The organism is Acidaminococcus sp. BV3L6 (assembly GCF_000468835.1).
Lineage (GTDB): Bacteria > Bacillota > Negativicutes > Acidaminococcales > Acidaminococcaceae > Acidaminococcus > Acidaminococcus intestini.
The window spans coordinates 33399-45131 of sequence record NZ_AWUR01000038.1 but is presented as its reverse complement, the minus strand read 5'-3'; the positions used below and the strand labels follow the sequence as shown (position 1 = coordinate 45131).

Annotated in this window: 9 protein-coding genes and 1 riboswitch; of the genes, 1 reads left to right on the top strand and 8 read right to left on the bottom strand. The window is 51.2% G+C overall.

The window, feature by feature from the left end; translation table 11 throughout:
• Nucleotides 1-1326 carry a tRNA (N6-isopentenyl adenosine(37)-C2)-methylthiotransferase MiaB gene (miaB, locus tag HMPREF1246_RS06985; RefSeq protein WP_021737079.1) on the bottom strand — a complete coding sequence of 442 codons (1326 nt, stop codon included), beginning with the start codon at nucleotides 1324-1326 and terminating at the stop codon, nucleotides 1-3.
• Between the two features lie 536 nt (nucleotides 1327-1862).
• Between miaB and HMPREF1246_RS06980 the strand changes: the two genes are divergently transcribed.
• Nucleotides 1863-2579 (top strand): LytTR family DNA-binding domain-containing protein, encoded by a 717-nt coding sequence (locus tag HMPREF1246_RS06980; RefSeq protein WP_014128369.1) that lies wholly within the window; start codon nucleotides 1863-1865, stop codon nucleotides 2577-2579.
• A 5-nt stretch (nucleotides 2580-2584) separates the two neighbouring features.
• Here the strand turns inward: HMPREF1246_RS06980 and HMPREF1246_RS06975 are convergent, their stop codons facing one another.
• From HMPREF1246_RS06975 to grpE, 7 genes are all read right to left on the bottom strand, one after another.
• Nucleotides 2585-3004, bottom strand: coding sequence for a hypothetical protein (locus tag HMPREF1246_RS06975; RefSeq protein ID WP_009015661.1), 420 nt, complete (start codon nucleotides 3002-3004; stop codon nucleotides 2585-2587).
• Entirely contained in the window at nucleotides 2976-4412 is a 1437-nt protein-coding gene (locus HMPREF1246_RS06970; RefSeq protein ID WP_021737120.1) for an ImpB/MucB/SamB family protein, read from the bottom strand. The genes HMPREF1246_RS06975 and HMPREF1246_RS06970 overlap by 29 nt, the downstream gene beginning before the upstream one ends.
• A 125-nt stretch (nucleotides 4413-4537) precedes the next feature.
• Nucleotides 4538-5881 (bottom strand): MATE family efflux transporter, encoded by a 1344-nt coding sequence (locus HMPREF1246_RS06965; protein WP_021737084.1) that lies wholly within the window; start codon nucleotides 5879-5881, stop codon nucleotides 4538-4540.
• Between the two features lie 97 nt (nucleotides 5882-5978).
• Nucleotides 5979-7154 carry a phosphoribosylaminoimidazolecarboxamide formyltransferase gene (locus HMPREF1246_RS06960; protein ID WP_035224515.1) on the bottom strand — a complete coding sequence of 392 codons (1176 nt, stop codon included), beginning with the start codon at nucleotides 7152-7154 and terminating at the stop codon, nucleotides 5979-5981.
• Nucleotides 7155-7194: 40 nt separating this feature from the next.
• Nucleotides 7195-7273, bottom strand: a riboswitch (ZMP/ZTP riboswitch).
• Between the two features lie 761 nt (nucleotides 7274-8034).
• Entirely contained in the window at nucleotides 8035-9219 is a 1185-nt protein-coding gene (dnaJ, locus tag HMPREF1246_RS06950; RefSeq protein ID WP_021737106.1) for a molecular chaperone DnaJ, read from the bottom strand.
• 22 nt (nucleotides 9220-9241) lie between these two features.
• Nucleotides 9242-11101, bottom strand: coding sequence for a molecular chaperone DnaK (gene dnaK, locus HMPREF1246_RS06945; RefSeq protein ID WP_009015666.1), 1860 nt, complete (start codon nucleotides 11099-11101; stop codon nucleotides 9242-9244).
• A gap of 45 nt (nucleotides 11102-11146) precedes the next feature.
• Nucleotides 11147-11728 (bottom strand): nucleotide exchange factor GrpE, encoded by a 582-nt coding sequence (gene grpE / locus HMPREF1246_RS06940; RefSeq protein ID WP_009015667.1) that lies wholly within the window; start codon nucleotides 11726-11728, stop codon nucleotides 11147-11149.
• Nucleotides 11729-11733 lie beyond the last annotated feature (5 nt).

Genomic DNA, 11733 nt, shown 5'->3' with positions numbered 1-11733 from the left:
TTATGCCTCTTCCTTTCCTCTGATGAGCCACGTCTGGGCCCTTTCCATCTTTACATTGACAAGGTCACCCGGGGCATGGTCCCTTATCTTTGGCCACAGGACCAGATCATTTCCGTCCGTCCGTCCGCTCAGCATGGCCGGATTGCTCTTGCTGGGTCCTTCAACCATAACGGCAAGGGTTCGCCCCACCAGGCGCTTGTTGCGTTTAAGGCAGATCTCGTTCTGCAGTGCCATGAGACGATCCAGCCGTTCGTGTTTCACAGCGTCCGGGACCTGCGCCTCAAAACCAGCTGCCGGCGTTCCTTTGCGCGGGGAATAGATAAAGGTAAAGGCATCATCATATTCAACGGTACGAAGAAGGTCCAAGGTTTCTTCAAAATCTTTTTCCGTCTCGCCCGGAAATCCTACAATGAGGTCTGTCGTGATGACAGCGTCAGGCACACAGCGGCGGATAGTTTCTACAAGCTTTAAGTAGCGCTCCCGGTCATAGCCACGGTTCATGGCTTTCATGATGCGGCTGCTGCCGGACTGGACAGGAATATGGAAGTTCTTGCAAATATGCTGACTTTCGGCAATCGTCCTCACAACGGCCTCGCTCATGTCACGGGGATGGCTCGTCATATAGCGGATTCGCTCTACACCGGGGATAGCATCGACAAGCTCCAGAAGCTTGCTGAAGCCTTCCTCTTCGCCTCGATCCTTGCCATACGAATTGACATTCTGCCCCAAAAGGGTGAACTCCTTATAGCCCAAGGCAACGGCCTTTTCAATCTCATGGCAAATGGCCTCGGCACTGCGGCTTCGTTCCCGGCCCCGCACATAGGGCACGATGCAGTAGGTGCAGAAATTATTACAGCCATACATGATAGGAACCCAAGCGGCAAAGTTGCTCTTGCGAACAAAGGACCCCTCAAATTCCTGAGGCATGATAGCAAGGTCATCATAGACGCTTTCAGCGCAGCCATGACCAGCAAGGTGATTTTGCAGGATGGAACTGAAATTGTTTACATGAGCCGTTCCCAAGACAAGGTCCACTTGAGGATATTTTTTTTGGAGGTCCTTGCCCCATTCCTGGGCCATGCAGCCGGCTACACATAGGACCATATCCGGGTTTTCACGCTTCAGGCGCTTCATTTCCCCAATCTTTCCCAGGATCTTTTTTTCCGCGTTTTCACGAACGCAGCATGTATTGATAACAACGACATCGGCATGTTCATAGTCCGCACTGGCCTCATAGCCCAAATCAAGGAGCTGACCGGCATAGTGCTCGCTGTCGCTTTCGTTCATCTGGCATCCATAATTGATGATGGCGTAAGTCTTTTTCATGTTCTTCTCCTTTGTCAGTCTAACAATATATTATACTGTAAAATCGAAGAATTTTGTAGGGACCTTTGACAGAGAGATGACAGATCCCGCAGCCAATCATCTTCCTGACCGAAATAAAATAATAGTTGCCAATGCTCCGCCAATCAGAAGCCCCTTTCGGGGCGGCAATTCCCCTTCCTCTCTAGGTGACAGGGCACGGCCTTTTCCAAGGATCGATCATGTGCCCCCTTTTTAGATGCCGATCCTTTTCAGGAATATTTTTCCCTCATTAAATCCGTTTTTAATATGGGAATCTTTTTTTCTCCCTCTTTTAACTTTTTTTATTACATTTTTCTGATCAATTTTTCGATTTATATGATTTATTTCTTTTTATGTTTTTCTTATAGATACTTTTATTTGTTCTCATTTGTTTTGAAAATTTTCTGAATTATGTTATACTAAAAATCGTGATTTTTGTTACATTTATGTTATTTTGTTCCTTTTTCTCCCCGTTGACAGTAAAATCACGTATCTTCTTTACAGAAAGGAAGTCTGTTATGTTTTCCATTGCCTTGTTCGATTCCGTACGAGCAAATCTCAATGAAACGAGCGATCAGCTCAATTCCCTCTCCGCCCTGCCAGAAATCATGCATCTGTATCGTTACTCCAAATTTTCCAGTCTCCTTACCAGTCTCTCCCGTCAAGGAAAATTCCAGCTCATCATTCTCCAGAGCCTTTCCACGCCCTTTCCCGATCTGTCCCTTGCGCGGCGCATCCGGCAGTACGATCGGCGGGTTCCCATTATCATCGTGACGGACAATGAATCCTTATGTCTTGAGGGGTACGACGTCCCCATCTTCCAGTTCTATACCAAGGCCATGACGGTACAGCAAATGCGCATGGTTCTTGAGTCCCTCATGGATCATGCCCCCGATATGGGCAACCGGTTCTTTATCTTTTCATCGGACCAAAGTATGTATCAGGTTCGGCTTTCCGATATTACCTTTTTTGAAGCCAACCGCTCCTCCCTTTTTATCCACACTACGCAAAAAAGCTACGCCTGCCGGGATACACTCAAGAACCTACAGACGCGGCTTCGGCGATTTCCCTTCGAACGGATCCATAAAAGCTTCATCGTAAACACAAAGTTCATCAGCTGCCTGCAGTCCGACTCCCTGATCCTCCAAGATGGCACGGTTCTGCCTGTAAGCAAGCATAAAATGGCGCCCATGCGGCACTACCTGAAGCTTCTCATGGAGTCGTCCCTGCTCTAGGGCTTTCACTCGATGTCGCGGATCTGGGAAACAGGGATTGGTGCCTTGTCTTCAAGGTAAAACGCCTGCCTTGATAAATCAATGCGATAGAGGCGGCCTGACACCGTTCGGCAGACGCCGCCGCTCTTGCGCCCGTCCGGTTCAAAATAATGAAGGGTCACATAAGGGCGCTCCCCTATCCGGTCCATGAGAAAACGGGTCTTTTGGTCGAGCTGTTCCCGCTGCGCTTCGTCAAGCTCTGCGGCTTGATCCGTGTAATGGGCCCGTTCCATGATGGTTTCTGTAAAGCCCGTCAGCGCGTCAAAAGGCGCAAACTGGGCCGCGCGCTGGAGCCGGGGCATACGGGGCCGAGGGATTCCAAATGGATAGGGATGATCCAAGATTGCAGCATAAGGATCAGGCATGATGACCTCCAATCTGACCATGACGGGTAATGGTCATGGCTTCTTTGCATAAGTTGCGCCCCTTGACAAGGGCATTGCGGCCAAATCGGCGATGGACCTCAAGGGCCGCTTCCTGAAGCCGTGCTTCCCGTGGATCTCCATCAAGAAGGGATGTTTGCTCGGCAAAAAGGAACCCTTGCCGAACAGGGTCCTGAATGTCCTGGGAGCGCACATGGACCGCAGTGACACTCATCCGGCGCACCCATAGATAGGGATGGGCAAGGCGGTCATAAAGCGCCATCATGCTTGCCATGATAGGCTGTCCGGCATGGGTCCATCCAGCAAGACGAGCCGAGCCATGACTGCGGCCTGATGGTGGCAGGTCCCGGGAAAAACCTTGTGGCTGCGTCCGTTCATAGCCAATGGTAATGGCCACCTCATCAGTCACAAGACGTTTGCGGGCAAGGTCCAAGATGAGTTCATCCGTCATCTCCCATGCAATCAGGCGGGCATTTTCCGGTGAATAGGGCTTGGGCAGGACCTGACTTGTGCCGAGGCTGGAGGCTTTGGGGATATATCGCTTGATGTCGCTCATACGGCATGATTCCCACCCCCAGGCATGATCAATGAGCAGCTCGGCATTGATGCCAAACCAATCATACAAAAGGGAGGCATCGGAAAGACTGAGGCGGGCAATATCCCCCATGGTGTAAAGGCCATGAGCAGAAAGACGCCGGGCCGAACCGGGGCCAATACGCCAAAAGTCCGTCAGGGGCTGATGGCCCCACAAAGTCCTGCGGTAGGCGGTTTCATCAAGAAAAGCAATACGTACCCCATAGGGATCGGGCATCAAGGCTTTTGCTACGATATCCATGGCCACCTTGCTGAGATAGAGGTTCGTCCCAATACCGCCCGTTGCCGTAATGCCCGTTTTTTGATAGACGTCGCGAATCATGGTCATGGCAAGGGTATAGGGCGTCATGCCATACGTCGAAAGGTACGGCGTGGCATCAATCATGACTTCATCAATGGAATAGACATGGATGTCCTGAGGAGCAATGTACTGCAGATAAATGCCGTAGATGTCCCGACTCATTTCGATATAGCGCTGCATGCGCGGCATGGCGACAATATAAGAAAGCGCTTTTTCCGGATGATGCCTAAGCTGTGAATCAAAATGGCTCATCCCCCGGAAAGAACGCTGGGGCGCCTTGCTGCGGCGCAGGGCATTGATTTCATCGACTTTGCGGATCACTTCAAAAAGGCGGGGCCGGCTCGGGACTCCCCGTTTTTTTAGGGGCGGCGATACAGCAAGGCAGATGGTCCGATCCGAGCGACTCTTATCGGCAACGACAAGGCACGTATCAAGGGGATCAAGGCCCCGGTCCACACACTCTACGGAGGCATAAAAGGATTTGAGATCGATGCAGATATAATAGCGCAGTTTCATGATTGCCTCCTTCATAAACATTTGTTCGCTATTTATTATAGCACACTTCACTGAATAAAACAGCCCTCTTCCAGAAATTCTTTAGGAACTTCCGAAAGAGGGCTGCGTGATATCCAAATTGATATTCAGTTTTGTAACACTTCGGTCCTCTCCCTTTCCAAGTGGCGGAACAGGAAGCAGCAAATCAGGACAGAAAGAAGGGACCCCGAAGCGGTCACAAGGCCCATCGGAAAAAGGGAATCGGAAAAGGCCCGGGATGCCAAATAGACGAAAGGAATCCTCACAAGGACGATGGCGATAAGATTGTGGAGAAAAGAATAGATGGATTTTTTAGTTGCACAGAAGTAGCCGCTAAAAGAAAAATGGATTCCCGCAAAGATTGTGTCAAAGATGTATCCTTTCAGATAGGGTCCACCTGATGCAATGACCGCCTCATCAGAGGTGAAAAGACCCACAAAACGCGGCGCCATGACCTGTATCAAAAGGGACACCGAAAGGCCAAAGAACACGGCCGTCTTGATGGCATCATAAAGATAGGCGCGGGCCCGCTTGCGGTTATCCGCACCAAGGTTCTGGGCACTGAGGGCAGAAACAGCCGAAAGGAGCGAAGATGGGACAAGGAAGAGGAAACTGATGATTTTTTCCACAATGCCGACAGCCGCTGCGTCCGTCACGCCGCGCAGGTTTGCAATCATGGTGATGATGAGGAAAGAAATCTGGATAAACGCATCCTGGACGGCAATGGGAATGCCAACGCCGAGGATTTCACGGATGAGGGAGCCCGAAGGGACGAAGGACGCTTTGGAAAGACCAAGTCCCATGGGATGGCGCTTCATGACAAAAACGCCGACAAGGACGCTGACACCTTGGCTGATGGTCGTTCCTAAAGCAGCCCCCAAGGGTCCCATAGCAAAAGGCCCCATGAAAAGGAGATCAAGGGTCAGGTTGATGACGGCCGCAAGGGCCACAAAATAGGTCGGTGTCCGGGAATTGCCAAGACCCCGAAAGATAGAGCTGATGAGGTTGTATCCCGTAATAAGGGGAATGCCTAAAAAGCAGATAAAAAGATAGTGTTTTGTCCCCCTGACGGCTTCGGGCGGCGTTGCCATGATGTCCACAATACGGGGAAGAAAGTTAATCAAGAACCCTGCAAGGACCACAGAAAGGATACCAAAAATGAGCAGCGTCTGCCCGATGGTGCAGCTCACCTTCTCTGCTTCTCCCTTCCCTACAGCTCGAGCAATGGCAATGGTCGTCCCCATGGAAAGCCCCACAAGAACAACGGTCACCATATGCATGATCTGGCTGCCGACGGCAACGGCCGTAATGCTCGCCGGTCCTTCAAACTGGCCGATGATAACAAGGTCTGCCATCCCGTAAAGGGTCTGCAGGAAATAGGAAATGACAAAGGGAATGGAAAAAGAAACAAGGCTCTTCCAAACACTCCCCGAAAGGGCATTGACAGCCATAAAACACGCTCCTAAAAACAAAAAGAAGGCCCCCACCGGGAAGGTATCTCAGCCTTCCCGTGAGGAACCTGGCGTTCTCCTTACCACACGCCGTGCCTTAGTGGTGGAACAGGCGGCGGCCCGTAAAGCACATGACGATACCGTACTTATCAGCCGTTTCGATGACTTGGTCATCACGGATGGAACCGCCAGCCTGGGCGATATAGCGGACGCCGCTGCGATGGGCACGCTCTACATTGTCGCCAAAGGGGAAGAAAGCATCGGACCCCAAGGCAACATCCTTGTTCTGGGCAATCCACGCCCTACGTTCTTCCCGCGTCATGCGTTCCGGCTTTTCTGTAAAGAGCGTTTCCCAGATTCCGTCAGTAAGGACGTCATCATCGTCGTCGGAAAGATAGACATCAATAGTATTATCCCGGACCGGCTTCGGCGTATCAGGCTTAAAGGGCAGGCTGAGCGCTTTCGGTGACTGACGGAGCCACCATTTATCGGCCTTGTCGCCAGCAAGGCGCGTACAGTGGACGCGGGACTGCTGTCCGGCACCGACGCCGATGGTCTGTCCGTCCTTGACGTAGCAGACGGAATTTGATTGGGTATACTTAAGGGTAATCAGGGCAATGAGAAGATCCCGTTGGGCCCCTTCGGGAAGCTCCTTGTTTTTTGTGACGATTTTTTGGAGGCAGTCCTTTCCAATGGAGTCCGCATTGCGGCGCTGTTCAAAAGTGACACCGAAGACTTCTTTGGTTTCCATTTCATGAGGAACATAGTTCGAGTCAATCTGGATGACATTGTAGCGACCCTTTTTCTTTGTTTTGAGGATGGCAAGAGCCTCGTCATCGTAGCCTGGAGCAATGACGCCATCTGAGACTTCGTGCTGAAGGACTTTTGCCGTCGCTACGTCACACACATCAGAAAGGGCCACGAAATCGCCAAAGGAACTCATCCTGTCCGCACCGCGGGCACGGGCATAAGCGGAAGCAAGGGGTGACATTTCATACCCCTCAAGATGATAGACCTTGCGCAGCGTTTCCGTCAGCGGCTGGGCCACCGCAGCCCCGGCAGGGCTGACATGCTTAAAGGACGCCGCAGCCGGAAGACCGGTAGCTTCCTTGAGCTCCTTGACGAGCTGCCAGCTATTGAGGGCATCCAGGAAATTGATATAGCCAGGGCGGCCATTTAAAATCGTAACCGGCAGGTCACTGCCATCTTTCATATAAAGTTTCGCTGGAAGCTGATTCGGGTTGCAGCCATACTTTAATTCGAATTCCTTCATCTTCATTCCTCCCTCATATAGAAAAAAGCCAACCTCGGGCCCTTTTCGCCCAGACGGTCGGCTCACTGCGATCATGCTCCCTGTGGGTACCCCCACTTCCGTCAGTTACATGATCTGATAGGATCATTATAATATGGGAGGGGCAGGGGTGTCAATGTCGGGTATTTTGGGGCAGAGCACAAATCGCGCCGATTTTCTACACAGGGAGTCTTCATTGCCCTTTTCAAGATTCATGAGTTGGCAATGAAGTCATGGCGCATCGCAGCATATTTTGATACGCAATTTCATGTTAAAGTCGCCTGAAATATGCCTTCGTCATTCCCTTTTGAATCAGCCCAAAAATCGGGCTGATTTGATGAAGTACGTGAGGCCATTGATTAAAAAAGGTTTTGTGGAAACAATGGCCTCAGGGCCTATCGTACAATGGACCGTCCCACGTTTGAGGATAGCGATCGCTTGAGCGCATCCTTTCCTAACCTCCCCTTTTTTTACTCGGCGCAGAAATCGCGCCGAGTAAATGCCTTCGGCGGGCGAGCCACTTCTTGGATTTTTTTCGGTTTTTAGACGAATCATGATTCGCCTGAGACCCATTTCGGCCCATCTGCGTTGTCATAAAGACGCAGACTTCCTGGCAACACGGAAATGCGTGTGCGGCTTTATCAACCTAAGGATTTTTCCTGGCCTCTGAACCAATCAGAGCCTCATGCGAACCATGTATATGGAAGCAACACGGAAGTTTTAGAAAAGTGGTTGCAGCTATTGCGCCATCGTCGGTGAAAGCGGGAACTCCTCGCAACAGGACCCATCTGAGCCATATTCGCAAAGAGCAAATAAAAAAAACGAAAGTGAAAGAGGACCGTGGCTTCCCACGGTCCCCTTCTTACTTCTTATCCTTTTTATCGAAGAAATCCTTCACTTTATTGAAAAAGCTTTTTTCTTCTGGGTTAATGCTTTCGCCGCTGGCATCGGCGAACTTGCGAAGTGCTTCTTTTTGTGCATCGCTCAGTCTCGTCGGCACAACAACTTTGATCTGGATGAGCTGGTCACCCTTTACACCCGTTCTCAGGTTCGGAATGCCCTTGCCCTTGATGCGCAGGACGCGATTGGGCTGGGTTCCTTCAGGCACCTTGATGGTGGTCTGACCATAAAGAGTCGGCACCTTGATTTCAGCACCCAATGCAGCTTGGACAATGCTGATTGGCACTTCGCACAGGACTGTCGTCCCATCCCGTTCAAAGAACTTATGGCTCTTTACATAGAGATAGACATACAGGTCGCCGGCTCGACCGCCGCGCATCCCCGCTTCACCCTCGCCTGCCACACGGAGTCTCGAACCGCTGTCAACGCCAGCTGGAATCTTGACCGTAATGACGCGTTTTTGCTTTACGCGGCCTGTTCCACGGCAGTGTTTGCAGGGATTGGTAACGATTTGACCCGTCCCATGACATCTCGAACAGGTACGGACATTAACAACCTGACCAAAAATGGAATTTTGCGTAACCCGGACTTCCCCCGTCCCGTGACAATCAGGACAGGTTTCAGGATGGCTGCCTTCGGCGGCTCCCGTTCCATGGCAGTGCTCACATTCCTCTTCGCGGTTCAGGCGGATTTTCTTTTCCGTCCCAAAGGCCGCTTCCTCAAAGGTAATTTCAAGGTCAGCCCGCAAATCCGCGCCTTGACGGGGACCGCGATCAGCCCGGCGGGAACGGGACGCGCCTGCGCCTGCACCGCCGAAGAACATGTTGAAGATATCATCCATGCCTTCGCCGCCAAAGCTACCGCTAAAACCGCCAAACCCACTGCCGAAGGGATTGCCCCCGGCACCAGGACCGCCATTTTGAAAAGCGGCATGACCATATTGATCATAGGCGGCCTTTTTCTGCGGGTCACTCAGAACCTGATAGGCCTCGTTGACTTCCTTGAATTTATCGGCTGCTTCAGGATTATCCTTGTTGAGATCGGGGTGATACTTACGAGCCAGCTTGCGATATGCTTTTTTTAATTCCTCAGGCGACGCACTTTTGTCGACGCCCAGGACCTCATAATAATCTTTTTTATCTGCCATCAGTATCTCCCTCTAGGAACGATTATTTTTTGTCGTCATCTACGACTTCGGCGTCTACGACGTCATCATCGTTCTTCTTATTGTCAGAGGAAGCCCCGGCGCCAGCACCGGCATCAGCACCGGCAGTGCCACCGTTCTGGCCATTTTGCTGGTTCTGTTTATAAAGTTCAGCAGACAGTTCATAGAGCGGTTTCTGGAGGGCTTCCGTATCCGCCTTGATCTTATCTACATCGTCACCCTTCATGGTTTCCTTCAAGGTATTGATGGCTTCCTGGACCTTCTTGATTTTGTCATCGTGACCCTTGCCTTCCATATCCTTGACGGTCTTTTCAGCCTGATAAATCAGTGTATCGGCCTGGTTCTTTGCATCAACAGATTCACGGCGTTTCTTGTCGGCAGCTTCGTTGGCCTGAGCTTCCTTCACCATCTTGTCAACTTCTTCCTTACTCAGGCTGCCGGAAGAGGTAATGGTGATCTTCTGTTCCTTGCCCGTGCCAAGGTCCTTGGCGCTTACGTTCACGATACCGTTGGCATCAATATCAAAGGCAACTTCGATTTGAGGCACGCCCCGCGGTGCAGCGGGGATACCGCTCAGTTCGAAACGGCCAAGGGTCTTGTTGTCGGCTGCCATTTCACGTTCGCCCTGGAGAACATGGATGTCAACGGAAGGCTGATTATCCGTAGCCGTCGAGAAGATCTGCTTCTTGGAGGTTGGGATGGTCGTGTTGCGGTCAATGATCCGGGTGAAGACACCGCCCATGGTTTCAATCCCAAGGGAAAGCGGCGTTACGTCAAGAAGCAGGACGTCCTTGACATCACCAGCCAGTACGCCGGCCTGAATGGCAGCACCGACAGCAACGCATTCATCAGGGTTGACGCCGTGAGCCGGTTCCTTACCGAGAACGCGTTTGATGGCTTCCTGGACAGCAGGGATACGGGAAGAACCGCCAACAAGGAGAATCTTATCAATATCATTGACGGTCATCTTGGCATCACTGAGGGCCGTATGAACACACTGGATAGTGCGGTCAACAAGGTCACTCGTCATGCTGTCAAATTTGGCACGAGTAAGATCCATGTCAAGATGCTGCGGGCCATTGGCACCAGCCGTAATGAACGGCAGGTTGATATTGGTTGTCATCATGCTGGACAGTTCAATCTTGGCTTTTTCAGCCGCTTCACGAATCCGCTGCATGGCCATCTTATCACCTGTCAGGTCAATGCCGTTTTGTTTCTTGAATTCATCGGTCATCCAATCCATGATGCGATGGTCGAAGTCATCGCCGCCCAGATGGGTATCACCGGTCGTGGATTTAACTTCGAAGACGCCATCACCCAGTTCCAAAATGGAAACATCGAAGGTCCCGCCGCCAAGGTCGTAAACGAGAACGGTCTTGTCATCGGACTTATCAATGCCATAAGCAAGGGCAGCCGCCGTCGGTTCGTTGATGATTCTCTTGACATCAAGACCAGCAATACGGCCGGCGTCCTTCGTAGCCTGACGCTGGGAGTCGTTGAAGTAAGCCGGTACAGTAATGACCGCTTCCGTGACTTTTTCGCCGAGATAACGTTCCGCGTCCCCCTTCATTTTTTCAAGGATCATAGCGGAAATCTGTTCTGGCGTATAGTCCTTGCCATCAATGGTCACGGTATACTTCGTGCCCATGTGACGTTTGATGGAGCTGATGGTCCGTTCCGGGTTGGAAACAGCCTGACGTTTTGCCAGCTGACCAACGAGGCGTTCCCCATTTTTTGTGAAACCGACAACGGACGGAGTAAGGCGGCCGCCTTCCTGGGTCGTAATAACAGTCGGTTCGCCGCCTTCCATCACGGCGACAACAGAGTTCGTAGTCCCTAAGTCAATACCAATGATCTTGCTCATTATAAATTCCTCCTCATGCAACTAACTTGCTGGTTCTCACTTCAGTTAATTATGGACAACCCTTACCTTGCTGTGACGGATGACATCATCACCAATCCGGTAACCTTTTTCAAGGACCATATCAATGCTGTCATCAGGCAGGTCGGGATTGCTGCCTTGCATAACGGCCTCATGGATCTGCGGATCGAAAGGCTTGCCTTCAGCAGGAATCTCTTCGATATGCAGGGTTTCAAGGGCCTTTTCAAACTGTTTGTGGATCATAGCCATGCCCTTTAAGATGGACTCGGCATCATGGTTTTTTTCCACACTGGCCTCGGCGCGTTCAAAATTATCGAGGACCTTCAGGAATTCCCGGACCACTGAAGCCGTTACGAAACGGCCTAAGCGTTCCCGTTCTTCCGTATTTCTCTTGCGGAAATTATCAAAGTCGGCCTGCAGACGAAGCAACCGATTGGAAAGCTCATCGATTTCCTCTTGCTGCTTGGAAATCGTTTGATCCTTGGGATCAGGCGTACCATCTGCCGGTTCTGCGTTTTTTTCCTCAGCCTCCGTGGCCTTTGCTGCTTCCGCTTTGTCAGCACTCATTTCGGCGGCTTGTTGTTTTGGATCTTTTGTCTCTTCGTTCACCGTAC